This is a genomic window from uncultured Cellulomonas sp. (assembly GCF_963527515.1).
GTDB lineage: Bacteria > Actinomycetota > Actinomycetes > Actinomycetales > Cellulomonadaceae > Cellulomonas.
On record NZ_CAURTV010000017.1, the window covers coordinates 27353 to 51020 of the forward strand.

Sequence of the window (23668 nt, forward strand, 5' to 3'; positions counted from 1 at the left end):
CGATCGAGGATCGGGCGAACCGTGACCGTCGAGCGGTGTGCAGTGCGGGACCCGGCCGGCCGCTGCGGACAGCGGCCGGCCGGAGCCGTGATCAGTTCAGCGCGTCCTCGAGGAGCTGGTCCGTCGCAGCGGCAGCCTCCGTGACGTCCGCACCGGTGGCGAGCTTCTGGAAGAAGTCCTCCAGGATGCGGTCGCCCTCGACGTCGGCCCACTTCTCGGCCGCCGGGGTGAGCTTGGCGTTGAGCGCAGCGGCGACGGCCGCCTGGGCGTACACGTCGTCACCCATCGAGGCCGTGTAGGCGCTGTTGCCCGGGATCAGGCCGTTGGCGCCGAGCATGTTCTGGAACTCCTCCGTGAAGATGATCCGCACGAGGCTCTTGGCGAGCTCCGGGTGCTTGGACTTCGCGGCGACGGCGATGTTCGAGCCGCCCGCGAAGCCGTTGGCGTAGGAGCCCTCCTCGAGGCCCGGCAGCGGGAAGACGCCGGTGTGCTCCTCGTTGCAGGCCTGCTGCTCGCCCCGCAGCGCCTTGGCCTCGTCGGACGTGTCGTCCGGGTCGACGGCCTTGTTGCAGGCGGGCAGGTCGATGCTCCAGCGTGCCCAGGTGGGCGCCGAGAACATGGCCGACTGGCCGGCGTTGAACGGCACCCACGGCTCGTTCGAGTCGCTGTCGGCCGGCGCGTTGGTCGCGGTGGCGAACAGGTCCTGGACCTCCTCGAGGCCCTTGATCGACTCCGGGCTGGACAGGGCGCCCTTCCAGGCGTCGCCGTCCTTGACCGCGAGGTCACCGCCGTTGGTGTAGATCCAGGCGGCGCCGTTGTACCAGTCCTGGCCGGGGAACCAGAAGCCGGACTGGGTGTCCGACTGCAGCTTCTTGGCGACCTCGGTGAACTCGGCGAGCGTGGTGGGCACCTCGACGCCGGCGGCGGCGAACGCGTCCTTGTTGTAGAAGACCGCACGTGCACCGGAGTAGTACGGGGCGGCGTAGAACTTGCCGTCCGCGCTGCCGGCGTCGACGAAGCCGGTGAGCAGCTTCTCGCCGCCGAGCTCCTCGTACATGTCGGAGATGTCGGCGAACGCGCCGGCGTAGGTGAACGTCGGCGACTGCGTGTTGCCGATCTCCACGACGTCGGGCGTCTGGTCGGCCGAGCCCAGCGCGGTCTGGAGACGCGGCACGAGGCCGCTCCAGTCCTGCTCCTCGATGACGAGCTTCGAGCCGGGGTTCTCCGACTCGAAGGTCGTCGTGAGGTACTCGCGCAGGGCGTCGGGGGTGTCCGTGCCGTTGAGCCACAGCTTGATCGTGGCGGCCTCGGGCGTGCCGGCGCTCTCGCTCGGCGTGTCAGCGGCGTCGTCGCCGTTGCCACAAGCGGTGAGCGTGAGCGCGGCCGCCACGCCGACGGCCGCGAAACGTAGGATCTTCACGTTGGGGTTCCTCCCGTGAGCGAGGCGAGCGCCGATCGGCGCCGCCGGGTGGTTCTTCCGACCTGCAGTGGGCCGGCTGGGGGTCGTCACGAGACCCCCAGCTGGCCTGACAGGACCAGGACTGCCGCGCCAGCGAGAGCCCCGTCCTCGTCGAGGGATCCCATCCGCAGTGCCAGTCCGTGCCCGATGACGGGCATCGTGCGTGCGCGGACGGTGGCCAGCGCCGTCTCGCGCAGAGGTCCGTCCAGCAGCTCCGGGGGGCCGGAGAGCAGGACCTCGGCGAGGTCGAGCGCACTCACGACGGGTGCCAGGGCGATGCCCAGCAGCCGTCCGACCGACGCCAGGGCGGCGTCGGACTCTTGGGGGGTCAGACCGGCGGTCCGGCGGCGCAGGGCCGGGACGCTCAGCACGGTCTCCAGGCAGCCGGTGCGGCCGCAGGCGCACTCCAGCGGGGGCTCGTCGCGCACGTCACCGTCCACGACGGTGACGTGGCCGATCTCCCCGGCCGCGTGGTGACGGCCGAGCACGAGCGCACCGTCCACGACGATGCCGGCACCGACGCCCTCGCCGATGGTGAGGACCATGCAGCCGGAGCCGGCCGCGGAGCCGTAGGTGAACTCGCCCAGCGCCCGCGTGTTGGCGTCGTTGGCGACGTGCACCGGGACGCCGAGGCTCTCCGTGAGGCGCGCGGCGAGCGGCAGGTCGTACCAGCCCCGGTTGGGCGCCTGGACGACCGTGCCGTCGAGGTCGATGACGCCCGGGGAGGCGATGCCGACGCCGATCACGGGCCGGGTGGCCACGTCGAGCAGCTCGCGGCAGAGGCTGTCCAGCAGGTCGGCCGCGGCCTGGCCCGTGCGGCCCTCCAGGGCGACGGACCGCCGGACGACCACCGCCCCGACGAGGGTCATCACGGCGCCCAGCAGGTGCGTGTCGTCGGTCAGGTCCACGGCGACGATCTGGAACGCCTCGGTCCGCATCCCGACGAGCGTCGCCGGCTTGCCGACCTTCCCCTCGCTGCGGACCCCGAGCTCCTCGACCAGGCCCTCCGCCATCAGCGCGGCGACCATCCCGGAGACGGTCACCCGGGTCAGCCCCGTGCTGCGGGCGATGTCCGCGCGGGACGCGGGGCCGATGTGGAACAGGTGCGCGAGCACCAGCGACCTGTTGTGCGCACGAGCGTGCTCCGGCAGCACCTTGCCCGTCGGACGCAGGGCCCGACCGACTCCGTGTGCTGCCGCGAGGGGCTGCGTGGTCGCTGTCACGTTTGTTAGTAGACCTTCCTTACAAATCCGTGTCAACGCTTCGGTGTGACCGTGACCACATCGTGATCCGACGTTCACCTGGTTGACTCATGGGACGTCCGAGGCCCGTCGACGGGCGCGGACGCGGGGAACAGCCCGCCGGGTCGATGCGTTCGCATGATCATGGAACTCGGCTTCTACACGTTCGGCGACGTCCACCCGGATCCGGTCAGCGGTGCGACGGTCTCCCCCGGGCAGCGGCTGCGCGAGGTGCTCGAACGCATCCGCCTGGCCGAGGAGGTGGGCCTGGACTACGTGGGGATCGGCGAGCACCACCGCCCCGACTACGCCATCTCCTCACCGTCGACGGTGATCGCGGCGGCGCTCGCGCAGACGTCCCGGATCACGGTCGGCAGCGCGGTGACCGTGCTGTCCACCGAGGACCCCGTGCGGGTGTACCAGCAGTTCACGACGATGGACCTGCTCTCCGAGGGACGCGTCGAGCTGCTGGCCGGCCGCGGTTCGTTCATCGAGTCCTACCCCCTGTTCGGGGCGTCGCTGGACGACTACGACGCGCTGTACGACGAGAAGATCCAGCTGCTCCTGCAGCTCGACGAGGCCGAGCGGATCACGTGGCAGGGGCGGTTCCGGCCGGCGCTGGACGACGCCCTGGTCCTTCCCCGGCCGTCCCGTGAGCACCTGCGCATCGCCGTCGCGACGGGCGGTAACCCGCAGTCGTCGGTCCGCGCCGGGGTGCTCGGGCTGCCCATCAGCTACGCGATCATCGGCGGCCAGCCGGCGCAGTTCGCTCCCCTGGTGGACCTCTACCGGCGGGCGCACGAGCAGTCCGGGCACGACGCGTCGTCGCGGTTCGTGTCCGTGGCCGGCATGGGGTTCGTGGCCGAGGACGGGAAGGCGGCGCGCGACTACTTCTACCCGTACTGGCTGGAGTCGATGCGGCGGATCTCCGCGGAGCGCGGGTTCCCGATGCCCAACCGCATCTCGTACGAGTCGCAGGCATCACCTGGCGGCGCGTACTTCATCGGGGAGCCCGAGCAGGTCGCGGAGCGGATCGTCGCCCTGCACGAGGTGCTGCACCACGACCGGCAGGCGTTCCAGATGGACCTGTCCGGGGTGCCGCAGAGGGAGTCGCTGCGCTCGATCGAGCTGCTGGGGACGAAGGTCGCGCCCCTGGTCAGGGAAGCGCTCGGTCACACCTCGTAGACCCACCCCAGCGCCCCGCGGTGGCGCACCGACTCGCTGGCCCGGACGACCCCCTCCCGCAGCGCCGTGAGGACGTCCTGGCCCGTGGCGAGCGCGGCCGCCGTCGCCCCGTGCAGGACGTCGCCGGCACCGAGCGTGTCGACGACGTCCGCGGCGGCCACCGTCGGCGGCTGCAGGACCTCCGCAGGGCGTCCCACCCGCAGCACCCGCACCGGTCCACTACCGGCGGACTGCGCGACCAGGCTCGGGCCGAGGGTCAGCACGTCCTCGAGCCCTCCCCCGCCCGGCAGGGCGAAGTCCGCCGAGAGCACCGCGTGGTCGACGTGGGCCAACAGGCGGTCCAGCCCCGGCTTCCAGCTGCCGCCGTCCAGCAGGACCGGGATGCCGCGCGCGCGGGCGGCCCGTGCCAGTACATGAGCAGCACGGAGGTGGTGTCCGTCGACGAGCAGCGTCGTCGCGTCCTCGAGCAGGTCTGCCGGCGGCTCGCGCAGGTCCGCGGTGCCGGTCGCATTGACCGACACCACCGCCCGCTCCCCTGTGGCCCGCGTGACCAGCACGGTCGACACCGCTGGTGATCCCGGGCCGGGCGCCAGGTCGACCACCTCGACGCCCGCGGCGACGAGCCCCGCCCGGACGATGTCGGCGACGCTGCCCACCCCGAGCGCGGTGACCAGCACCGTGCGGACGCCGAGCGCGACCGCCGTCGCCGCGGCGTTGGCCGCCGGTCCCCCGAAGGTGACGTCGACGCTGCGGGCGACGACCTTCTCGTCGGCCCCCGGCACGCGGTCGACCACCTGCACGACGTCGAGCGTCGCGAGGCCGCAGCAGACCAGGAGCGGGCTCACGCGACGGGCGCGAGCCGTGCGGCCGGGCGGTCGACCAGCGCGAACGTCGCCGCACCGAGCACGAGGGCCGCGACCGCGACCGCCGGCCACGCGCCCAGCAGGTCCGCGAGCAGGTGGGACGCGACGAAGCACGCGGCACCCACCACGACCACCGCCGCCACCCGCCACCAGCCGGCCGCACGGGCGCGGACCGCGCACCACACGACGCCCGCGACGAGGACGACACCCCCCAGCGCTCGGACGTCGGTCAGCTGCGCGACCGCGAAGGCCAGCACCAGGGTGAGCGCGGCGAGGACGGCCGTGGGCGTGCGCGACATGTCGGCCACCCTAGGACGGACGCCCTGTGCGAGGGGTCGCACCCGGGCAATACGGTGGAGTCATGCCCACCTCGCCGATCGACGCCACGACCACCGCCGCCTGGCAGGAGCTCAGCGTCCACGAGTCCACCCTGACGCCTGACCTGCGCGGCTGGTTCGCCGCCGACCCCGAGCGCGCCGCGCGCCTCACGCTCCCGCTGGCGGACCTCACGGTCGACCTCTCCAAGAACCTGGTCACCGACGAGACGCTCACACTGCTCACCCGGCTCGCCGACGAGGTCGGGCTGGCCGGCCGCCTGCAGGCGCAGCTGCGCGGGGACCACATCAACGTCACCGAGGACCGCGCCGTCCTGCACACCGCCCTGCGTCGCCCCGCCGGCACGCAGCCTCCGCTGGTGGTCGACGGGCAGGACATCGACACCGACGTGCAGGCCGAGCTCACCAAGATGTTCGCGTTCGCGGACAAGGTCCGCTCCGGCGAGTGGACGGGCGTCACCGGCGAGCGGGTGCGCACCGTGGTCAACATCGGCATCGGCGGCTCCGACCTCGGACCGGTCATGGCCTACGAGGCACTCAAGCCGTACGTGCAGGACGGGCTCGAGGTGCGGTTCGTCTCGAACATCGACCCCAGCGACCTGGCCGAGACCGTCACGGGCCTGGACCCGACCACCACGCTGTTCATCGTCGCGTCCAAGACGTTCGGCACGCTGGAGACGCTCACCAACGCGCGGCTGGCCCGGGCGTGGCTCTGGGAGCAGCTGGGCACCGCCGACGACGACGAGTCCCGCAACGCCGCCGTCGCCCGGCACTTCGTCGCGGTCTCCACCGCCCTGGACAAGGTCGCCGCGTTCGGCATCGACCCCACCAACGCGTTCGGTTTCTGGGACTGGGTGGGCGGCCGCTACTCGGTCGACTCGACCATCGGCACCTCGCTGGCCATCGCCGTCGGGCCCAACGCGTTCCGGGAGCTCCTCGCCGGCTTCCACGCCGTGGACGTGCACGTGGCGACGACGCCGTTCGCGCAGAACGTGCCCGTCCTCATGGGCCTGCTCAACGTCTGGTACGTCAACTTCCTCGGCGCGCACACCCACGCGGTGCTCCCGTACGCCCAGCACCTGCACCGGTTCGCCGCGTACCTGCAGCAGCTGACCATGGAGTCCAACGGCAAGTCGGTCCGCTGGGACGGCACCCCCGTCACCACGCAGACCGGTGAGGTGTTCTGGGGCGAGCCCGGCACCAACGGCCAGCACGCGTTCTACCAGCTCATCCACCAGGGCACGCGGCTCATCCCGGCCGACTTCATCGCGGTCGCCAACCCGGCGCACCCCCTGACCGACGGCGGCGTCGACGTGCACGGGCTGTTCCTGGCCAACTTCTTCGCGCAGACCAAGGCGCTCGCGTTCGGCAAGACCGCCGACGAGGTCCGCGCCGAGGGCACGGCCGAGGACATCGTGGCCGCCCGGGTGTTCTCCGGGAACCGCCCCACCACCTCGATCCTCGCACCGGCCCTCACCCCGGGCGTCCTGGGCCAGCTCATCGCGCTGTACGAGCACATCACCTTCGTGCAGGGCGTCGTGTGGGGCATCGACTCGTTCGACCAGTGGGGCGTCGAGCTGGGCAAGAAGCTGGCGCTCGAGATCGCCCCGGCCGTCCAGGGCGACACCGCCGCGCTCGACGCCCAGGACCCCTCCACCCGCGCGCTGATCAGCCGCTACCTGGAGCTCCGCGCCTGACACGCCCCGCCCGCAGCCCGAACGGCTTGCGTGAAGACTTCGTCGCACCAGGCAGGACGAAGTCTTCACGCGAGCACCGTCGACAGCCGGTGAAGGTGGCCTACCAGCAGCTGATCACCGCGGGGGTCGCGTTGCCCGTGCCCTGGAAGCCGAACTCCGTGTAGCCACCGGCTGGGATCGAGCCGTTCCAGGGCGCCGCGGCGAACGTCGTGCTGGTGCCGGTGGTCGTCGGCTGCGAGCTCCACGCGTTCGCCACGGTGCCGTTCGGCAGCTGCAGTGTGACGTGCCAGCCGGTGATCGGCAGCAGGCGGGCGCTGACCCGGACGTTGGCGACGAAACCGCCGGGCCACTGGCTCGCGACGGTGTACGTCGCCGTGCAGCCGCCCGCCGGGGGCATCGTGAAGGTCGGGCTCGGCGACGGGGAGACGGTCGGGGTGCTCGTCGGAGTGCTCGTCGGCGTCGGGGTGCTCGTCGGCGTCGTGCCCGAGAGTGCGGCCGCGAGCGGCGGGTACCAGCGGTCGGCCAGCTTGGCGATGCCTGCGTCGTTCGGGTGCACGCCGTCACTCGTGTCGGTCGCGGCGTTCCATCCCGTCCACTGGTCGACGACCGTGATGGGCGACGCCGCCGTGGTCAGACCGGCCGCCCACGCGGGGATCGCCGCGTTCAGTGCGGCGGTGCGCTGCGGGCACTCGGCGCAGGTGGGCGGCGCCACCGGGATGATCTGCGCGACCAGGATCTTCATGGTCGGCTTGCTGGCGCGCATCTGCTGCACGAGCGTCGTGTACGCCGCGAGGATGTCCTGCGTGCTGCGGTTGCTCCACACGTCGTTGGTGCCGAAGTGCATGACGACGACGTCGGGGTGCGTCGACGCCAACCATCCGACCAGCTGGTTCTGCGCCGCGACGTTCGTCACCAGGAGGCCGCCGTGCCCCTCGTTGTCGCCGTCGTGCGTCACCCCGCAGCCCTGCGCCGGCAGGGTGCCGACCATGTCGATGTCGGTGTAGCCGTTCTGCTGCAGCTTCTGCCACAGGAGCGCGCGCCAGCAGCCGGGTGACCCGGTGATCGAGTCGCCGAGCGCCATGATCCGTACGGGATCCGCCGCGACGGTCGGGCCGGCGAGGGCCAGCGCACCCGTCAGCAGCAGGGCCAGCGCGGCGACGGCGCCGGCCAGTCGGCGTGCGAGCGTGGTCGTCATCGGGGTCCTCCGTCCGCAACCGCACCGCGGATGAGCCGGTCCGGGACGGGCACGCGCCCGCCATCTCGCAGGGTGCTGGTCGGCGGTCTCCCGCGGAGCGCGGCGAATCGTTTCGCCGCGGAACCGCTTCGACACGTCGGCGGACCCCGCACCAGAGTCTGCGTACTCGCCGCGTCGTCCAACCGCGGGCCGGCAGGCTGTAGCCCGGCCGGGCAGTGCCGGATCAGCGGGCCGTCTCCGCGTCGGCGGACCGTCGCCGGGTCCGCCGGCGTCGCCGGGTCGGCGGGCGCCGCCGTCCGGCGGACCGTCGCCGGGTCGACGGGCCGTCGACGGGTCCACGGGCGTCGTCGTCCGACGCGCGCCGCCGGGCCGATCGCCCGTGAGAGGCTCGGGCGGTGGGTGAGGTGACGCGGGCGCGCGTGGACGCGTGGACCTGGGCGGTGCGGCTGTACCCGACGCGGTCGGCCGCCGCGGCCGCGTGCCGTGCCGGTCACGTGCGCGTCAACGGCGACCGTGCCAAGCCCGCGACCATGGTGGTCCCCGGCGACGAGGTGCACGTCCGTGGCGGAGAGCGCGAGCGGATCGTCGTCGTGCAGCGCACGGTGATCAAGCGCGTCGGCGCCCCGGTGGCCGTGGCGTGCTACCTGGACCGCTCCCCCGCGCCGCTGCCCAAGGAGCACGTGGTGCCCGGCGAGCGCGACCGCGGCGCAGGCCGCCCGACCAAGCGCGACCGCCGCCTCATCCAGCGCCTCAAGGGCCGCTGACGCTTCAGCCCGGCGGGGTACGGCCGGCGGGGTACGGCCGGCGGCGTCCGCTCGGCGCCGAGCCCTGCTGCCCGGCTGCTCGCCACCGACAGCCCACGGCCCACCGCCCCCGCCCACGGCTGACGGCCCACCGCGAGATCGTCACTTCGCGCCGAGATCGTGCGTTCGAAGTCACGATCTCGGCGCGAAGTCACGATCTCGAGGCGGGCGGTGTGGCTCGCGGGTCGGTCGGCGGTTTGAGGGGTGGGTGCGTCGGTGGTTGACGTCGCCGGGGTCGGAGGGCCGGGGTGTCAGGGGGCGGGCGGCGGGGGGCTGATCCCCAGCTTCGCCGCGAGCGCCATGGCGTCGAAGGGCGCGCGCACCTTGATGTCGTTGTCGAAGTACACGAACACGTCGCGCGCCTCGGCCGGCTCGGCGGGACCGGCCAGCCGCCGCGCACCGGCGGGCTCTCCCCCGGCGGCCCAGGCGCGCACCTTGACGGCCCAGCGGTCGAGGGCGTCGTCGTCGTAGCCGCTGGCGTACAGCTCGGTCTCCCCGTGCAGCCGCAGGTAGACCACGTCGGCCGTGACGTCCTCGATCACCGGCCACCTGCCGGCGGCGTCGGCGACGACCGACCCGATGCCGTGCGCCCGCAGCAGCGCGGGGAACTCGGGCACCTCGAAGCTGGCGTGCCGGACTTCGAGCACGTGCCGCAGCGGGCGGTCGGCGTCGGTCGTGGTCCAGGCGCGGTCGTCCAGGCGCTCGTCGTGCTCGGTGGCCAGCTGCGCGGCGGCGGCGGTGGTGCGGGGCAGGAGGTCGAAGAACTCGGCGAGCCGGTCCGCGTGGAACCCGAGGTTCGGGGGCAGCTGCCACAGGATCGGGCCCAGCTTGGGGCCGAGGGCAAGCACGCCGCTGGCGAAGAAGTTGGCGACCGGCACCCGCACGTCGGCCAGCTTCTTCATGTGCGTGACGAACCGCGGGCCCTTGACCGAGAAGAGGAAGTCGTCCGGAGTCTGCGCCGCCCAGCTCACGTAGCTCTCCGGTCGCTGCAGCGAGTAGAACGAGCCGTTGACCTCGATCGACGTCAGCCGGCGTGAGGCGTACTCCAGCTCCCGGCGCTGCGCGAGCCCCTTGGGGTAGAACACCGAGCGCCACGGCGTGTAGCGCCAGCCGGAGATGCCGGTGCGGATGGTCATGCACCCAGTCTGTCGGCGACGACGCATAGTGGTGAGGTGAGCACCGGCGACGAGGGACGGCTGACGTCCGTCTACCGTCCGCGCGAGCGGGTCGATGTCCGGCTCACGCTCGCACCGCTGCGGCGGGGCGGCGGCGACCCGGCCTGGGTCTTCGCGGCCGACGGCTCGGTCTGGCAGGCGACGTCGACCCCGGACGGTCCCGCCACCCTGCACCTGGTGCTCCGCAACGACGGCATCCACGCGACCGCCTGGGGACCGGGCGCGGACCGTGCGCTGGCGGGTGTGCCGGACCTCCTCGGCGCCCGCGACGACCCCACCGGTTTCGACGCCTCGCGGCACCCGGTCGTCCGTGAGGCGCACCGCGCACGGACGGCCCTGCGCATCCCGCGGTCGGGCAACGTGCTGGAGGCGCTGGTCCCGGCTGTGCTCGAGCAGAAGGTGGTCGGGCTGGACGCGAAGGCCGCCTGGCGTCGGCTCGTCCTGCAGCACGGCGCGCCTGCTCCGGGACCGGCCCCCGCGGGCATGCGGGTACCGCCGACGGCCGCGGGCTGGCGCGCCGTGCCGGTGTGGGACTGGCGACACGCCGGCGTGGAGGAGACGCGGGCGAGCACGGTCCAGCGGGCTGCCGTGGTGGCCCACCGGTTGCAGGAGGGCGCCGACCTGCCGCTCGACGAGGCGCGTCGACGCCTGCTCACCGTCCGGGGCATCGGCCCGTGGACGATCGCCGAGATCGCGTCCCGGGCGCTCGGCGACGCCGACGCGGTCTCCGTCGGCGACTACCACCTGGCGCACCTGGTCGGCTGGGCCCTGACGGGCCGGCGTACCGACGACGACGGCATGCTGCGGCTGCTCGAGCCGTGGGCCGGGCACCGGCAGCGGGTGATCCGCCTCATCGAGCTCACCCAGGCGGCCCGCGCACCCCGCTTCGGACCGCGCATGCCACGCGCCCGACCCCTGCGCTGACAGACTGCTCGGCGGATCGTGTCGATCTGCGCCTCGCAGGATCGTCCACCAGATGACGGACCGTTCGACCACCCACCTGGAGGACCCATGCGTTTCCTGCTGCTCGTCTGCGACGACCCGACGGCCGAGACCTACCGTCCCGCGGACGACAACATCGCCGACTGGGTGGCGGAGAACGACCGCCGCGGGCTCGGCGTGATCGGCGACAGGCTGCGACCGGTGGAGGATGCCCGCACGGTGCGGGTGCGCTCCGGGCAGCTGCTGGTGACGGACGGCCCGTTCGCGGAGACGCAGGAGACCATCGCCGGGTTCGACGTGCTCGAGTGCGCCGACCTGGACGAGGCGCTCGAGCGGGCGGCGGCGCACCCGATGGCCCGCTTCGGCCGCATCGAGGTCCGCCCGTTCTGGCCCCTCGAGCTCTGAGGGCGCCGTCTCCTGGCAGCGAAAGGTGTCGACCCCGCCGGGTCGCACCGCACACACTGTGCAGACCGTCCGCGCCGACCTCGTCGGCCGCGCCACACACCCTTCCCTCCCATCCCGAGGTGCACCGCTGTGACCGACGAGACCCTGACCACCACCCGCCCTCCCTCGGACGAGGCGGACGCGACCCGTGCGCGGGACCGCCTGGCCGTCCGGCTCCTGCTGATCTCGACGTTCGTCGTCATCCTCAACGAGACGGTGATGGGCGTCGCCCTGCCGCGTCTGATGTCGGACCTGGCGATCCCCGCCAGCACCGCGCAGTGGGTGACCACGGCGTTCATGCTCACCATGGCGATCGTCATCCCGGTGACCGGCTTCGTGATCCAGCGGTTCACCACCCGGACCACGTTCCTCGCCGCGATGACCCTGTTCAGCCTGGGCACCGCGATCTGCGCGCTGGCGCCCGGCTTCGACGCCCTGATCGTCGGTCGCGTCGTGCAGGCCACCGGGACGGCCATCATGCTGCCGCTGCTCATGACGACGGTCATGACAGTGACGCCGCCGGAGAGCCGCGGGCGCACGATGGGCAACATCTCCATCGTCATCTCCGTCGCCCCGGCGCTCGGTCCGACCCTGTCGGGCCTGGTCCTGAGCGTGCTGGACTGGCGGTGGCTGTTCGCCCTCGTCCTGCCGATCGCGCTCGGCTCGCTGGCGCTCGGCGCGGTCCGGCTGCCCAACCTGACCGAGACCCGCAGCGCGCGGGTGGACATCGCCTCGGTCATCCTGTCGGCCGTCGCGTTCGGCGGGATCGTCTACGGCCTCAGCGGGCTCGGCGCGGCGGCGACCACCGGCATCTCGACGACGACCTGGCTCTCGCTCGGGGCGGGTGCGGTCGCGCTGGTGGTCTTCGTCCTGCGCCAGCTGCGCCTGCAGAGGATCGACGACGCCCTGCTGGACCTGCGCACGTTCTCCTCGTCCACGTTCACCATCTCGGTGGGCGTGATGGCGATCAGCATGATGTCGCTGTTCGGGACCCTGATCCTGGTGCCCCTGTACGCGCAGACGGTGCTCGGGCTCGAGGCGCTGCAGACCGGCCTGCTGCTCCTGCCCGGCGGTCTGCTCATGGGCCTGCTGGCGCCGAGCGTGGGACGCGCCTACGACCGGTTCGGCCCGCGTCCCCTCCTGGTCCCCGGCGCGGTCGTGGTGAGCGCGAGCGCGTGGGGGTTCACCCTGCTCACCGCCGCCAGCTCGCCCTGGCTCATGCTCGCGTGCCACGTCACTCTCAGCGCGGGCCTGGCCCTGATGTTCACGCCGCTGTTCACCTCGGCGCTGGGCTCGCTGCCGCCGCACCTGTACTCGCACGGCAGCGCCATGGTCGGCACGGTGCAGCAGGTGGCGGGTGCGGCCGGCACCGCGCTGTTCGTCACCGTGCTCACCGCGCAGAGCGCCACCCTGCTGGCCGGCGGCGCCGGCACGGTGAGCGCCACGGCGGGCGGGATCCACGCCGCGTTCCTGGTCGGAGCAGGGATCTCCCTCGCGGCGATCCCGGCCGCGTTCTTCGTGCGGGCCGCCCCGTCCGGGCACGGGGCCGGGACCGACGACGCGGCGGAGGTCCTCGCCCACTGAGTACGCTGGAGGCCCCCGGCCGGACCACGCCGGGGGCCACCCGCAGCCCCTCAGGAGGCCGTCCATGAGCTACCCGGTGATCGAGCCTCGCGAGGACGACGGCAAGGCGACCCCCGCGCGCATGCTCAGCGTCGTCTTCCCCGCGCTCCTGTTCGTGCTGGGCATGGCCCTGTTCGCGGTGGCGTTCAACGTCGGCGAGTGGGGTGCCTGGGCGTTCGGCGGCGCGATCCTCGCGATCACGCTGGCCTTCGCCATCCCCACCACCATCCTGCCGGCCCTCGAGGACCGCGCCTGAGGATCAGCCCTCCGACCGACGCCACCACCTGCGGCGCTCCCGGACGGGTGCCGGGGGCGTGCTCTGCGGCGGCCGGCGCCGCGCGTGCCACTGCCGCACCTCCGACTCGACGTCCCGCAGGGGCGTGACCACGGGCGGTCCGCCGAGCAGCTGACGACGCGCCGAGACGATCCGCGCGTTGAACTCGTCGAGCGCCGCTCGCACGTCGGCCTCGTGGTGCAGCCGGTCCAGCCGCTCCTGCAGCACGGGGTCGTCCTTGCGCAGCTGGATCGCCTCGGGCAGGACTCCCGTGATCTGCTCCCGCTCGATCAGCGCCTTGAGCCACCAGTCCGGGTCGTGCCCGGCTCCGATGCCGGGGATCGGCTTGCCGGCCAGCGGCAGGTCGTCGAACTCCCCGCGGGCGATCGCCTGGTCGACGACCACGTCGACCCACAGATGCCGGTTCTCCATCCGCCCGGGCGGGCGGTCCGGCTCCGCCTCGTCAGGCCGGCGGTCCCGCTCCACGCGGTACCGGGCGGCGTCGCGCACCGGGTCGTGCTCGGGCATCGTCACCTCCGGGGGGTCGTCGTCACCACGGTACGACGTGCCGCGCGCGTCGTCAGCGGGGCAGCCGGAGCTCGGCCCGCAGCCCGCCGAGGTCGGCCTCGCCGAGCACCACGTCGCCGCCCTGCTCGCGCGCGATCTCCCGGGCGATCGCCAGCCCCAGCCCGCTGCCGCCCGCGTCCCTCTCCCGTGCGTCGTCCAGCCGCACGAAGCGCTCGAACACGCGCTCGCGGTCGGCTGCGGCCAGGCCGGCACCGTCGTCGTCCACCCGGACCCGCCCGTCCGACACGACGACCTCCACCCGGTCGGCTGCGTGCCGCACGGCGTTGTCGACGAGGTTGCGCACCACCCGGCCGACCCCCGCCCGGTCGCCCCGGGCGTGCCCGGCACCGGTGACGACGACGGGTACCGGACCTCCCGGCCGCACGACGTCCCGGGCGATCACTGCGAGGTCGAGATCGTCGACGACCGACGGCGTCGACCCGACGCGTGCCAGCAGCAGCAGGTCGTCCACCAGCGCCTGCATGCGCAGCACCTCACCCTCGAGGTCCGCCGCCAGCTCGTCCTGCCGGTAGGTGGTCGGGTGCGCGCGTGCCACCTCGATGCTGGTCCGCAGGGCGGCGAGCGGCGAGCGCAGCTCGTGGGCGGCGTCGGCCACGAACGTCCTCTGCCGCGCGGCGCCCGCCTCGAGCCGGTCCAGCATCGAGTTGAGGGTGCGGGCCAGCGCCCCGAGCTCGTCGTCGCGCGGGGGGACGGGCAACGAGCCGGGTCCGCCCGACGACGCCACCCGTGCGGCTCCCCGGCGCAGCTCCTCGACCGGCCGCAGCGCGCGGCCGAGGATCAGCCAGACCCCCAGACCCAGCGCGAGCGTGAGGAGCGGGACGACGACCACGAGCGCGACCCGGAGCGCGTCCAGCACGCCCTGCACCTCGGTGAGCGGCACGCTCGCGACGACAGTCGCCGGCTCGTCGCGGAACGTCGTCGTCCGCACCGCGACCCGGGCCACGTCGTCGTACGCCGTCTCCTGGGTCCTGGTGGCACCGACCAGCTCCCGCACGACGTCGGCCGGCAGGACCGGCAGGGTCCGGCTGGCGGTCGGTGAGGTGGCGAGCACGGCGCCGTCGGCGTCGAGGAGCTGCACGATCTCGCCCGGCTCGGCCACGGGCAGGGTCTCCGGGAGGCGGTCGTCGGCCGCGAGGGCGGCCACGGTGGCGACGCGGTCGCGCACCACCTGGTCGAGGGCGTCGACCCGGGTGTCCCGCAGCACGACCGTGAGCAGGATCGCCCCCACGACCAGCGCCACGCAGACCGCCCCGGAGGCCAGCAGCGTCAGCCGCAGCCGCAGCGAGCCACCCCGCACCCGCTCCGCCACCGTCAGCCGGCCACGCGGTACCCGGCGCCCCGGACCGTCTCGACCACGTCCCGGCCCAGCTTGCGGCGCAGGTAGCCCACATACACCTCGACGACGTTGACGTCCTCGCCCGTGCCGTCCCACACGTGGTCGCGCAGCTCGACCTTGGCCACCACCCGGTCGGCGTGGTGCATGAGGTACTCGAGCAGCGCGAGCTCGCGGGTGGTCAGGGCGACCGTCTCCCCCGCCCGGGTGACCCGGCGGGTGGCGGGGTCGAGCGCGAGGTCGCCGACCGTGAGGACCGGCGGGCGCACCTGCCCCTGGCGCCGGAGCAGGGCACGCAGCCGGGACACCAGCACGACGAACGCGAAGGGCTTGGTCAGGTAGTCGTCGGCCCCCACGTCCAGGCCGTCGGCCACGTCGTACTCGCCGTCCTTGGCGCTGAGCATGAGCACCGGCGTCCACACGTCCCGCGCGCGCAGCTCGGTGACGACGTCGTAGCCGTTGCGCCGCGGGAGCATGACGTCGAGCACGATCGCGTCGTACCCGTCCTCGGCGGCCATCTGCAGGCCGCTCTCGCCGTCGTAGGCGACGTCGACCGCGAAGCCCTCCGCGGTCAGCCCGCGGTGCAGGGCGCGCACCAGCCCGCGCTCGTCGTCGACCACCAGGACCCGCATGTCCTGAGCATCGCACCCGCCGGCGACGGTCGGCCTCCCGTGCTCTCAGCGTGCCCTCAGCAGGGACGATGCACAGTGGAGCCATGAACGAGTCCCGTGCCATGTCTCCCCGTACCCGCTGGGCCGTGCCGGTCGTCGCCGCCGTGGCCGTCGGCCTGGCCTTCGTCGCGCCGCCGCTGTTCGCCTCGGCCGACGACGCCGGCCTGCCGACCATCACCCCCGAGGAGCTGGCCGCCCAGGTGGTCGCCGCCGAGCCGGCCCCGCTGTCCGGCACGGTGGTCTACACGGCGCGGCTGGGCCTGCCGGAGATCCCGTTCGGGGCGGTCGGCGGCGCGGACCCGATCAACCTGCTGGGCGGCAGCTCGACGCTGCGCGTGTGGTCGGACGGCGACGAGCGCTCCCGCGTGGCCCTGCTCGGTCCGACCTCGGAGTACTCGGTGGTGCAGGACGGGCCCGAGGCGTGGACGTACTCGAGCAGCGACGACGCGGTCGTGCACTACCGCCTGAGCGAGGCGGACGAGGCCCGGTTCGCGCAGCTGCAGGAGCAGGCCGAGGCGGGCGAGCTGCCCGTGCAGAGCGACCTGCCGACGCCCGAGGAGGCCGGCCGTCAGGCGGTGGGACTGGCCCGGACTTCCTCGACCGTGACGCTCGACTCGCAGACCGAGGTGGCCGGGCGCGCGGCGTACCAGCTGGTGGTGACGCCGACGAGCACCACCACCCTGGTCGGCAGGATCGTGGTGGCCGTGGACGCCGAGACCTCCACCCCGCTGCGCGTGCAGGTGTGGAGCAAGGCCGACACCCAGACCCCCGCGCTCGAGCTCGGGTTCACCGACGTGACGTTCGCGACGCCCGCCGACTCCGTGCTCGCGTTCTCGGCCCCGGCCGGCTCGTCGACGCGTGACGTCGTGGTGCCGCTGCCCGAGGCGCCGACCCAGGCTCCCGCGACCGCGGACGGCACCGAGCTGCCCGAGGGCGTGACCGTCACCGGCACCGGCTGGGACACCGTCGTGCAGGCGTCGGGCCTGGACGTCGCGGCGCTCGTGGCAGGCGACCCCACGGCGGCCGCCAACCTGCCCGGCGTCGACAAGACGTTCGGCTCGCAGGGTGCGGCGGACCTGTACTCCGAGTTCGTCCCCGAGGAGGGCTCGGGCTCCCCGATGGGCGACCTCGACACCACCGCGCTGTACGACACGCTGACCACGCCGGTGCCCGAGGGGCGGCTGCTGTCCTCCGCGCTGCTGTCCGTGCTGATCACCGACGACGGCCGCGTGCTGGCCGGCGCGGTGCCCGGCGCCACGCTGCAGGCCCTGGCCGCTCAGTGACCGTGGCGGACCGGACGACCGGAGCCGCGCCCTCAGGTGCGGCTTCGGCCGCGTCCGACGACCTGGCGATCCGGACCGAGCAGCTGACCAAGCGGTTCCGGTCCGGGCAGGTGGCCGTCGCCGGCATCGACCTGCGCGTCCCGCGCGGAGCGGTGTACGGGTTCATCGGGCCCAACGGCTCCGGCAAGACGACGACCATCCGGATGCTGCTGGGGCTGGTGCGGCCGACCAGCGGTCGCGCGCACCTGCTGGGCGGCGCGATGCCGGAGGCCGGCGCGGACGTGCTCCCGCGCGTGGGCGCCCTCGTGGAGGGCCCCGCGTTCCACCCGTACCTCACCGGTCGCGCGAACCTCGGCCGGCTCGACGCCAGCGATGCCACCGCGGACCCGCGCACGGCCCGGCAGCGCGCCGACGAGGCGCTCGAACGCGTGGGACTCGGCGCGGCAGCGGGCAAGCCGTACCGGCAGTACTCGCTCGGCATGAAGCAGCGCCTCGGACTGGCCGCGGCGCTGCTGCGACCCCGCGAGCTGCTGGTGCTCGACGAGCCGACCAACGGGCTCGACCCGCAGGGCACCCGCGAGGTGCGCCACCTGGTGCGCGAGCTGGCCGACCAGGGCGCCACCGTGCTGGTCTCGTCGCACCTGCTGGCGGAGATTGAGCAGGTCTGCTCGCACGTCGGGATCATGAGCGGCGGCCACCTGCTGCTGCAGGGCGACCGCGCAGAGCTGACCGCGCGCGGCCTGCCCCGGTTGTCCGTGCAGACGTCCGTGGACCACGTCGGAGCCGCTGCGGAGGTGCTGACCGGTCTGGGACTGACCGACGTCCGGGCGGAGGGCGTCACGGTCTCCGCGCTGCTGGGCGGGGTCCCGCCGGAGAAGGTGTCCGCGGCGCTGGTGCACGCCGGCATCGACCTGCTGGGCCTCGAGGTCCGCCGGCCGAACCTCGAACAGATCTTCGTCGAGCTGACCGGGGAGGGCTTCGATGTCGCTCGCTGAGCTGGCCCCGCCCGTGCCACGACGAGGCTCGCTGCTCCGGCTCGTCCGCAGCGAGCTGCGCCTCGTGCTGGGCCGCCGCCGCAACCTGGTCCTGCTGACCGGCCTCGCGCTCGTCCCGCTGCTGCTGGGCACCGTGCTCTTCCTCTCCCAGGACACCGCACTCGACGGGCAGGGGCCCGGGTTCGTCGGCCGGGTCACCGGCAACGGGCTGTTCCTCGTCGTCGCGTCGCTGTTCCTGTGCCTGCCGTTCCTGCTGCCGCTGACCATCGGGATCGCGTCCGGGGACGCCATCGCCGGCGAGGCGTCGGCCGGCACCCTGCGCTACCTGCTCACCGTCCCGGTCGCACGCGGCCGGCTGCTCGCGGTCAAGGCCGTCGGCGCGCTCGCGTTCGCCGCGTCGGCGGTGACGGCCATCGCGGTGGTCGGGATCGTCGCCGGGGCGGCGTTCTTCGGGCTGCGGGAGATCACGCTCCTGTCCGGCACCACCGTGCCCCTGGGCGACGGCGTCCTGCGCATCGCCGCGGTCGTCGTCTACGTCGGGCTCTCGATGACCGGCCTGGTGGCCGTCGGGCTGTTCTTCTCGACGCTCACCGAGGTACCCGTCGGCGCGATGGCCGCCACCGTGGTCACCGCGATCGTCTGCGGCGTCCTCGACCAGCTGCCGCAGCTCGCGACGATCGCCCCCGCGCTGCTCACCCACCACTGGCTGGACTTCGCGGAGTTCCTGCGGCTCGAGCCCGACTGGGGGGTGCTCGGTCAGGGCCTCGCCCTGCAGGGCGCGTGGGTGGTGATCTTCGGGGCGCTGGCGTGGAGCCGGTTCACCACCGCGGACGTGTCGAGCTGACGTAGTGTCCGGCCATGGGACGACCGGGTGACCTGCTCGAGGTCGAGCTGGAGGACCCGTCCGATCCCGACCGGCCCACCCCGCGACAGCATCGACGGCGGTGGTGGCTGGTCGTCGGCGTCACGGCGGTCGCGTCGGCGCTCGTCGTCACGCAGTGGGTGGTGGACGCCCGTGAGAACGCCGCGGTGGCTCGCCTCGCCCAGGTACCCGGAGTCCTCGCGCCGGTCGACGACGTGCTCGAGGTCGTCGGCACCCTGACGCCGCAGGACACGGCCACGCTCACCGGCGAGGCGTACGGGGTGCTGCTCCGCGGCGAGGACGGTGCGCAGAGCTACCGCTGGTACGAGCCCGCCGACGAGGGTCCCGGCTGGACAGCACCCCTGGTCGGTGACCCCGCCCGGGCAGTGGACCCGGTGGATCCGCTGGCCGGTACGCGCTGCGTGCCGGACGCGCTGCGGGGCAAGCCACGCCGCGTCGTATGCCTGGTCAGGGACGGCGGGTGGACGGGCTCCGACGAGCTGCGCACGATCACCACCGAGGTGGTCGTCCTCGACACCGCCGACGGGTCGGTCCTGGCCCGGTGGCCGCTGGAGCGCGGGACCGAGCTCACCACCCTCCCCGGAGACGTCGCGGTCGTCGGGCTCGCCGTCCGCTTCACGTCGCTCGTCGTCACCGCCTACGACGCGCTCACCGGGCACGAGCTCTGGACGTATGAGGAGCCGTGGGCGGACGGGATCGGCGACCTGGACCTGTTCCGCGCGGGCGACCTCGTCGGGATGGCGGGGCCGACCGGGGAGCTGACGCTCCTGTCCCCCGACGGCGTCGTCGTCCGGGACGGCATCTCGGGATGGGGCTGGGAGTCGGACCCCCGCGACGGAGCCCTCATCCTGCGCGGCCAACCGCCCGAGAGCACCTGGCGGACGACCCTCGTGGCACGCGACGGCGACCCCGACGCCGACGTGACGTTCGACGGGGACCTCCTGCGTCCTGTCGTGGACGACGGGAGCGCGCCCGGTCTCTTGCTCACCGGCGACGTCGCCGTGCACGCGTGGGACGCCGGCACGGGTGCCGCGCGGTGGACGACCGACGTGTGGTCGACGACCACGGCGCTCGTGCTGCGCGGACGGGTGTTCGTCACGACGGCCCGTGAGCTGGTCGCGCTCGACGGGCGGTCCGGACGGGTGCTCTGGCGCAGTGCGGGGGCGCCCGGGCTCACCCCCTCGACCCTGCTCACCGACGGTGAGCACGTCCTCGTCGCGCTGGAGCGCACCAACGCCGACGCCGTCCCGGCCGTCGTCGCCTACGACCCGGCGAGCGGCACCGAGGTGCTCCGGGCGCCGTACCCGGACGGGGTGATCGAGGTCGGCGCGCTCGGCCGGACGCTGATCGGTCGGGACGCTGCCAGCGGCGAGCAGGTCGAGCTCGGCTGACCCTCGTCCGCTCAGGGCAGAAGCGGCCCGACGCCGACCGAGGAGGTTCGCGGGCTAGCGTGGCGGGAGCACCCGACACACACCGGAGGACGCGATGACGACCCACCTCGAGCACCGGCCCGAGCCGCTGCTCCGCCGGCTCGTCGGCGCCGTGCTGCGTGAGCAGCGGGAGCGCCAGCACCGGACGCTGCGGGACGTGGCAGGCGACGCCCGCGTCTCGGTCGCCTACCTGTCCGAGGTGGAGCGCGGTCGCAAGGAGGCGTCGTCCGAGGTGCTCGCCGCCGTCTGCCGCGCGCTCGGGCTGCGCCTCGTCGACCTGGTGGGCACCGCGCACGCCCGGCTTGCGCTCACCGAGGGGCGCGTCGTCGTGGACCTGACGGCACCCGCGGACCGCGCCCTCGCCGCGTCCGAGCGGCACGAGCTCGCGAGCGTCACCACGCTCACCGCTCGCGCGGCCGCACCGACGCCGACCGGTCAGGTCGGCGCGGTGCTCCTCCTCGCGGCCTGACGCGTCAGCCGATCGCCTTCAGCGTCGTCACCACCCGGTCCGCCAGCCCGTAGTCGACCGCCTGCTGCGCGGTGAGGATCAGGTCGCGTTCGGTGTCCGTGCGCAGCTTGGCCAGCGGCTGGCCCGTGTGCCGGTGCAGGATCTCGTCCACCTGCTCGCGCAGCCGGGCGATCTCCCGGGCCTGGATCTCCAGGTCCGCCGCGGTCCCCTCTCCCCCGCCGGACGGCTGGTGCAGCAGGACGCGGGCGTGCTCGAGGACGTGCCGGTTGCCGGGCGTCCCGGCGGCGAGCAGGACGGCCGCCGCCGACGCCGCCTGACCGAGGCAGAAGGTGGCCACGGTCGGCTTGATGTACTGGATCGTGTCGTAGACGGCCAGCAGCGCGGTGATCGAGCCGCCCGGCGAGTTGATGTACAGGTGGATGGGCGAGTCCTGGCTCTCCGACTGCAGGTGCAGCAGCTGCGCGATCACCACGTTGGCCACGCCGTCGTCGATCTCGGTGCCCAGGAAGATGATCCGGTCGGTGAGCAGCCGCGAGTAGACGTCGGACGCGCGCTCCCCGGTCGGCCGCTGCTCGATCACCACGGGGATCGTGTACTGGCCGGTCATCACAGGCCCGCCCGTCGCAGGTTCGCGTCCGGCCGCACGTCGTCCAGGTGCTCGACCACGCGGTCGATGAACCCGTACGCCAGCGCCTCCTCGGCGGTGAACCACGCGTCGCGGTCGGCGTCCCGCTCGATCGTCTCGACCGACTGTCCCGTGTGCTCCGCGGTCAACGCCTGCATGGTGCGCTTCACGTGCGCCATGTTCTGCGCCTGGATCGCGATGTCGATCGCGGTCCCGCCGATGCCACCGGACGGCTGGTGCATGAGGACGCGCGAGTGCCGCAGCGCGTACCGCTTTCCCGGTGTGCCCGCGCTGAGCAGGAACTGGGCCGCGCTCGCCGCCAGCCCCATCGCGAGCGTGGCGACGTCGTTGGGGATGAGCCGCATGGTGTCGTACATGGCCAGCGCCGCGCTCACGGAGCCACCTGGGGAGTTGATGTAGAGGGCGATGTCGCGGCGCGGGTCCTCCGCGGAGAGCAGGAGCAGCTGGGCGCAGACGCGGTTGGCGATCGTGTCGTCGACCTCCTGGCCGAGCACCACGATGCGCTGGTGCAGCAGCCGCGTAGACAGGTCGTCGTCGAACGGGCGGGCGAGCGGTGGTGCCGTGGCCATGGGTGCCTCCGTGGGGTGTGGCTGGTTCTTCGACCGTGGCACGGCGCCGACGCCGGCGGGCCCCCGGTCTGCCGTGGGCGGATCTGCCGACGGCAGACATCGGCTACTTGCCAACTTGGAAAGTTGGATCCATACTTTCCGACATGGAAAGCAACCCGCCCCCGGCCGGACCCGACGACCCGCGCGCGGCGCTGGGGGTGGCCGACGACGCGCGCCGACGACTGACCGCCGGTCTGCGGCTGCCCACCGGCTTCCTCCCGGTGCTCGCGGCCGCGGTCGCGGTCCAGCTGGGCACCGCCGCCTACGGCATCGCCGCGCAGACCGTGTCCGGGCTCGCCGTCGTGCTGGCCGGGCTGGCGGTCTTCCTAGGTGCTGCGGCGCTCCTGCTGCACCGGTTCAGCCGGGTCAACGGGGTTCGCGTCGACGGTCTGGCCAGCCAGGTCGTCCTCGCGTCCGGGGCAGGCGCGTCGCTCGTCTACCTCGGTGCGTTCGCCGGCGGGACCTGGGCCGCGTTCGAGTCGCAGTGGTGGCTCGTCGCGCTCGCGGCCGCGGTCGGAGGGATCGGCTGTGCGCTCGGCACCCGCCACTGGTGGCGGACCTACCGGCACGACCCTGCCGCCCATGCGCGGGGAGCCTCCCCCCGGGTGCTCGCCACGCTCGCCGTGATCGCGTGCGTCGGCTTCGCGGTGCTCCTGGCGGTCGGCTGATGGTCGGGCTCGACCCGCTGATCCACGCCCCGACGCGGTTGCAGCTCGTCACCACGTTGTCCGCGGTGTCCGAGGCGGAGTTCGCGACGCTGCGCGCCGCGCTCGACGTCAGCGACTCGGTGCTGTCGAAGCACGTCTCGGCGCTGGTGGACGCGGGGTACCTGCGCAGCCGCAAGAGCTCGCACGCCGGGCGCCGGACGACGTGGGTGGGGCTGACCGATGTCGGCAGGCAGGCGCTGCGCGACCATGTCGCGGCGGTGCGGCGGCTGATCGACGCGGTGGAGTGACGGCTAGCCTCGACGGGTGCCCGGAACCCGGCTGGAGCTGCGCGCCGACTGCGCCCGCTGCGTGGGCCTGTGCTGCGTGGCGCTGCCGTTCGCACGGTCCTCGGACTTCGCGTTCGACAAGCCGGCCGCCGACCCGTGCCGCCACCTGGCCGACGACTTCCGGTGCGGCATCCACGCGACCCTGCGGGAGAACGGCATGCCCGGCTGCACCGCGTACGAGTGCTTCGGTGCCGGGCAGCACATCACGCAGGGCACGTTCGCCGGACGCAGCTGGCGGGAGGACCGGACCCTCGCGCGCCAGATGTTCGCCGCCTTCCCCGTGATGCGCCACCTCCACGAGCTGCTCTGGTACCTCACCGAGGCGCTGGCCCTGCCCGCGGCGGCGCCGGTCTACGAGGACCTGGCCAGCGTGCGCGACGCACTGTCGGTGGTGGCCGACGCCGACCAGTCGGCGCTGCGGGAGGTGGACGTGGCCGGGTGGCGCGCCCGGGTGGGTCCCCTGCTGGAGCGGGCGAGCGCCCTCGCCCGTGCCGACCGGCCCGGACCGCGGCACCGCGACGCGGACCTCGTC

General features: G+C 73.6%; 25 protein-coding genes and 1 pseudogene. 15 read left to right on the forward strand and 11 right to left on the reverse strand.

Annotated elements, in window-relative coordinates:
* Positions 1-91: 91 nt before the first annotated feature.
* Positions 92-1420 carry an extracellular solute-binding protein gene (locus RYN42_RS06975; RefSeq protein WP_315094906.1) on the reverse strand — a complete coding sequence of 443 codons (1329 nt, stop codon included), beginning with the start codon at positions 1418-1420 and terminating at the stop codon, positions 92-94.
* A gap of 86 nt (positions 1421-1506) precedes the next feature.
* Positions 1507-2682: an ROK family transcriptional regulator gene (locus RYN42_RS06980; RefSeq protein ID WP_315094908.1), complete on the reverse strand. Its 1176-nt coding sequence runs from the start codon at positions 2680-2682 to the stop codon at positions 1507-1509.
* A gap of 156 nt (positions 2683-2838) precedes the next feature.
* Between RYN42_RS06980 and RYN42_RS06985 the strand changes: the two genes are divergently transcribed.
* On the forward strand, positions 2839-3885 hold the full coding sequence (locus RYN42_RS06985) for an LLM class flavin-dependent oxidoreductase (protein WP_315094910.1): 1047 nt from the start codon (positions 2839-2841) through the stop codon (positions 3883-3885).
* Here the strand turns inward: RYN42_RS06985 and RYN42_RS06990 are convergent.
* Together RYN42_RS06990 and RYN42_RS06995 are read right to left on the reverse strand one after the other, a co-directional pair.
* Positions 3873-4730 (reverse strand): PfkB family carbohydrate kinase, encoded by an 858-nt coding sequence (locus tag RYN42_RS06990; RefSeq protein WP_315094911.1) that lies wholly within the window; start codon positions 4728-4730, stop codon positions 3873-3875. The two genes, RYN42_RS06985 and RYN42_RS06990, sit on opposite strands and share 13 nt — an antisense overlap.
* A complete protein-coding gene (locus tag RYN42_RS06995; RefSeq protein WP_315094913.1) occupies positions 4727-5047 on the reverse strand; it encodes a hypothetical protein in 321 nt (106 codons plus the stop codon). The genes RYN42_RS06990 and RYN42_RS06995 overlap by 4 nt, the downstream gene beginning before the upstream one ends.
* Before the next feature lie 62 nt (positions 5048-5109).
* On the opposite strand from RYN42_RS06995, the gene pgi reads away from it, so the two are divergent.
* Positions 5110-6780: a glucose-6-phosphate isomerase gene (gene pgi, locus RYN42_RS07000; protein ID WP_315094914.1), complete on the forward strand. Its 1671-nt coding sequence runs from the start codon at positions 5110-5112 to the stop codon at positions 6778-6780.
* 100 nt (positions 6781-6880) lie between these two features.
* Here pgi and RYN42_RS07005 read toward each other — a convergent pair whose 3' ends face one another.
* Positions 6881-7975 (reverse strand): GDSL-type esterase/lipase family protein, encoded by a 1095-nt coding sequence (locus tag RYN42_RS07005; RefSeq protein WP_315094915.1) that lies wholly within the window; start codon positions 7973-7975, stop codon positions 6881-6883.
* A 395-nt stretch (positions 7976-8370) separates the two neighbouring features.
* Between RYN42_RS07005 and RYN42_RS07010 the strand changes: the two genes are divergently transcribed.
* Entirely contained in the window at positions 8371-8739 is a 369-nt protein-coding gene (locus tag RYN42_RS07010) for a S4 domain-containing protein (RefSeq protein WP_315094916.1), read from the forward strand.
* 290 nt (positions 8740-9029) lie between these two features.
* Here RYN42_RS07010 and RYN42_RS07015 read toward each other — a convergent pair whose 3' ends face one another.
* Positions 9030-9914 (reverse strand): DUF72 domain-containing protein, encoded by an 885-nt coding sequence (locus tag RYN42_RS07015; protein ID WP_315094917.1) that lies wholly within the window; start codon positions 9912-9914, stop codon positions 9030-9032.
* 36 nt (positions 9915-9950) lie between these two features.
* Here RYN42_RS07015 and RYN42_RS07020 point away from each other — a divergent pair, with 36 nt between their 5' ends.
* The 4 genes from RYN42_RS07020 (at position 9951) to RYN42_RS07035 (ending at position 13218) form a co-directional block, all read left to right on the forward strand.
* A complete protein-coding gene (locus RYN42_RS07020) occupies positions 9951-10877 on the forward strand; it encodes a DNA-3-methyladenine glycosylase 2 family protein (protein WP_315094920.1) in 927 nt (308 codons plus the stop codon).
* 87 nt (positions 10878-10964) lie between these two features.
* Entirely contained in the window at positions 10965-11300 is a 336-nt protein-coding gene (locus RYN42_RS07025; RefSeq protein ID WP_315094922.1) for a YciI family protein, read from the forward strand.
* A gap of 129 nt (positions 11301-11429) precedes the next feature.
* A complete protein-coding gene (locus RYN42_RS07030; protein ID WP_399552419.1) occupies positions 11430-12923 on the forward strand; it encodes an MDR family MFS transporter in 1494 nt (497 codons plus the stop codon).
* Positions 12924-12987: 64 nt separating this feature from the next.
* Complete coding sequence (locus tag RYN42_RS07035; RefSeq protein ID WP_315094923.1) at positions 12988-13218, forward strand: hypothetical protein; 231 nt, start codon at positions 12988-12990, stop codon at positions 13216-13218.
* A 3-nt stretch (positions 13219-13221) separates the two neighbouring features.
* Here the strand turns inward: RYN42_RS07035 and RYN42_RS07040 are convergent, their stop codons facing one another.
* The 3 genes from RYN42_RS07040 to RYN42_RS07050 are packed head-to-tail and all read right to left on the reverse strand — an operon-like array spanning position 13222 to position 15789.
* Positions 13222-13764, reverse strand: a complete 543-nt coding sequence (locus RYN42_RS07040) for a DUF1992 domain-containing protein (protein ID WP_315094924.1) — start codon at positions 13762-13764, stop codon at positions 13222-13224.
* A 52-nt stretch (positions 13765-13816) separates the two neighbouring features.
* Positions 13817-15121: an ATP-binding protein gene (locus RYN42_RS07045; protein WP_315094926.1), complete on the reverse strand. Its 1305-nt coding sequence runs from the start codon at positions 15119-15121 to the stop codon at positions 13817-13819.
* A gap of 14 nt (positions 15122-15135) precedes the next feature.
* A complete protein-coding gene (locus RYN42_RS07050; protein ID WP_315094928.1) occupies positions 15136-15789 on the reverse strand; it encodes a response regulator transcription factor in 654 nt (217 codons plus the stop codon).
* A gap of 83 nt (positions 15790-15872) precedes the next feature.
* Here RYN42_RS07050 and RYN42_RS07055 point away from each other — a divergent pair, with 83 nt between their 5' ends.
* The 5 genes from RYN42_RS07055 (at position 15873) to RYN42_RS07075 (ending at position 20888) form a co-directional block, all read left to right on the forward strand.
* Positions 15873-17111: a hypothetical protein gene (locus RYN42_RS07055; RefSeq protein ID WP_315094929.1), complete on the forward strand. Its 1239-nt coding sequence runs from the start codon at positions 15873-15875 to the stop codon at positions 17109-17111.
* A 2-nt stretch (positions 17112-17113) separates the two neighbouring features.
* Positions 17114-18106 carry an ABC transporter ATP-binding protein gene (locus RYN42_RS07060; protein WP_315094930.1) on the forward strand — a complete coding sequence of 331 codons (993 nt, stop codon included), beginning with the start codon at positions 17114-17116 and terminating at the stop codon, positions 18104-18106.
* On the forward strand, positions 18093-18950 hold the full coding sequence (locus tag RYN42_RS07065) for an ABC transporter permease (protein WP_315094932.1): 858 nt from the start codon (positions 18093-18095) through the stop codon (positions 18948-18950). Before RYN42_RS07060 ends, RYN42_RS07065 begins: the two co-directional genes overlap by 14 nt.
* 14 nt (positions 18951-18964) lie before the next feature.
* The gene (locus RYN42_RS07070) at positions 18965-20380 is read left to right on the forward strand and encodes a PQQ-binding-like beta-propeller repeat protein (RefSeq protein WP_315094935.1); all 1416 of its coding nucleotides are present in this window, start codon (positions 18965-18967) and stop codon (positions 20378-20380) included.
* Between the two features lie 94 nt (positions 20381-20474).
* Positions 20475-20888, forward strand: a complete 414-nt coding sequence (locus RYN42_RS07075; RefSeq protein ID WP_315094937.1) for a helix-turn-helix domain-containing protein — start codon at positions 20475-20477, stop codon at positions 20886-20888.
* A gap of 4 nt (positions 20889-20892) precedes the next feature.
* Here RYN42_RS07075 and RYN42_RS07080 read toward each other — a convergent pair whose 3' ends face one another.
* Both RYN42_RS07080 and RYN42_RS07085 read right to left on the reverse strand, forming a co-directional pair.
* Complete coding sequence (locus RYN42_RS07080) at positions 20893-21495, reverse strand: ATP-dependent Clp protease proteolytic subunit (protein ID WP_315094938.1); 603 nt, start codon at positions 21493-21495, stop codon at positions 20893-20895.
* Positions 21495-22103 carry an ATP-dependent Clp protease proteolytic subunit gene (locus RYN42_RS07085; RefSeq protein ID WP_315094939.1) on the reverse strand — a complete coding sequence of 203 codons (609 nt, stop codon included), beginning with the start codon at positions 22101-22103 and terminating at the stop codon, positions 21495-21497. The genes RYN42_RS07080 and RYN42_RS07085 overlap by 1 nt, the downstream gene beginning before the upstream one ends.
* A gap of 143 nt (positions 22104-22246) precedes the next feature.
* Between RYN42_RS07085 and RYN42_RS07090 the strand changes: the two genes are divergently transcribed.
* From RYN42_RS07090 to RYN42_RS07100, 3 genes and pseudogenes are all read left to right on the forward strand, one after another.
* Positions 22247-22810 (forward strand): hypothetical protein, encoded by a 564-nt coding sequence (locus RYN42_RS07090; protein WP_315094941.1) that lies wholly within the window; start codon positions 22247-22249, stop codon positions 22808-22810.
* A complete protein-coding gene (locus RYN42_RS07095; protein ID WP_315094944.1) occupies positions 22810-23097 on the forward strand; it encodes a transcriptional regulator in 288 nt (95 codons plus the stop codon). Before RYN42_RS07090 ends, RYN42_RS07095 begins: the two co-directional genes overlap by 1 nt.
* 16 nt (positions 23098-23113) lie before the next feature.
* Positions 23114-23668, forward strand: a pseudogene (locus RYN42_RS07100) (pentapeptide repeat-containing protein); the annotation flags it as partial.

Coding starts and splice junctions, on each gene's coding strand:
- RYN42_RS07080 (WP_315094938.1), bottom strand. CDS start 21,495: ATGACCGGCCAGTACACGATCCCCGTGGTGATCGAGCAGCGGCCGACC.
- RYN42_RS07005 (WP_315094915.1), bottom strand. CDS start 7,975: ATGACGACCACGCTCGCACGCCGACTGGCCGGCGCCGTCGCCGCGCTG.
- RYN42_RS06995 (WP_315094913.1), bottom strand. CDS start 5,047: ATGTCGCGCACGCCCACGGCCGTCCTCGCCGCGCTCACCCTGGTGCTG.
- RYN42_RS07095 (WP_315094944.1), top strand. CDS start 22,810: ATGGTCGGGCTCGACCCGCTGATCCACGCCCCGACGCGGTTGCAGCTC.
- RYN42_RS07025 (WP_315094922.1), top strand. CDS start 10,965: ATGCGTTTCCTGCTGCTCGTCTGCGACGACCCGACGGCCGAGACCTAC.
- RYN42_RS07035 (WP_315094923.1), top strand. CDS start 12,988: ATGAGCTACCCGGTGATCGAGCCTCGCGAGGACGACGGCAAGGCGACC.
- RYN42_RS06985 (WP_315094910.1), top strand. CDS start 2,839: ATGATCATGGAACTCGGCTTCTACACGTTCGGCGACGTCCACCCGGAT.
- pgi (WP_315094914.1), top strand. CDS start 5,110: ATGCCCACCTCGCCGATCGACGCCACGACCACCGCCGCCTGGCAGGAG.
- RYN42_RS07050 (WP_315094928.1), bottom strand. CDS start 15,789: ATGCGGGTCCTGGTGGTCGACGACGAGCGCGGGCTGGTGCGCGCCCTG.
- RYN42_RS07015 (WP_315094917.1), bottom strand. CDS start 9,914: ATGACCATCCGCACCGGCATCTCCGGCTGGCGCTACACGCCGTGGCGC.
- RYN42_RS07075 (WP_315094937.1), top strand. CDS start 20,475: ATGACGACCCACCTCGAGCACCGGCCCGAGCCGCTGCTCCGCCGGCTC.
- RYN42_RS07065 (WP_315094932.1), top strand. CDS start 18,093: ATGTCGCTCGCTGAGCTGGCCCCGCCCGTGCCACGACGAGGCTCGCTG.
- RYN42_RS07085 (WP_315094939.1), bottom strand. CDS start 22,103: ATGGCCACGGCACCACCGCTCGCCCGCCCGTTCGACGACGACCTGTCT.
- RYN42_RS07055 (WP_315094929.1), top strand. CDS start 15,873: ATGAACGAGTCCCGTGCCATGTCTCCCCGTACCCGCTGGGCCGTGCCG.
- RYN42_RS07070 (WP_315094935.1), top strand. CDS start 18,965: ATGGGACGACCGGGTGACCTGCTCGAGGTCGAGCTGGAGGACCCGTCC.
- RYN42_RS07040 (WP_315094924.1), bottom strand. CDS start 13,764: ATGCCCGAGCACGACCCGGTGCGCGACGCCGCCCGGTACCGCGTGGAG.
- RYN42_RS07090 (WP_315094941.1), top strand. CDS start 22,247: ATGGAAAGCAACCCGCCCCCGGCCGGACCCGACGACCCGCGCGCGGCG.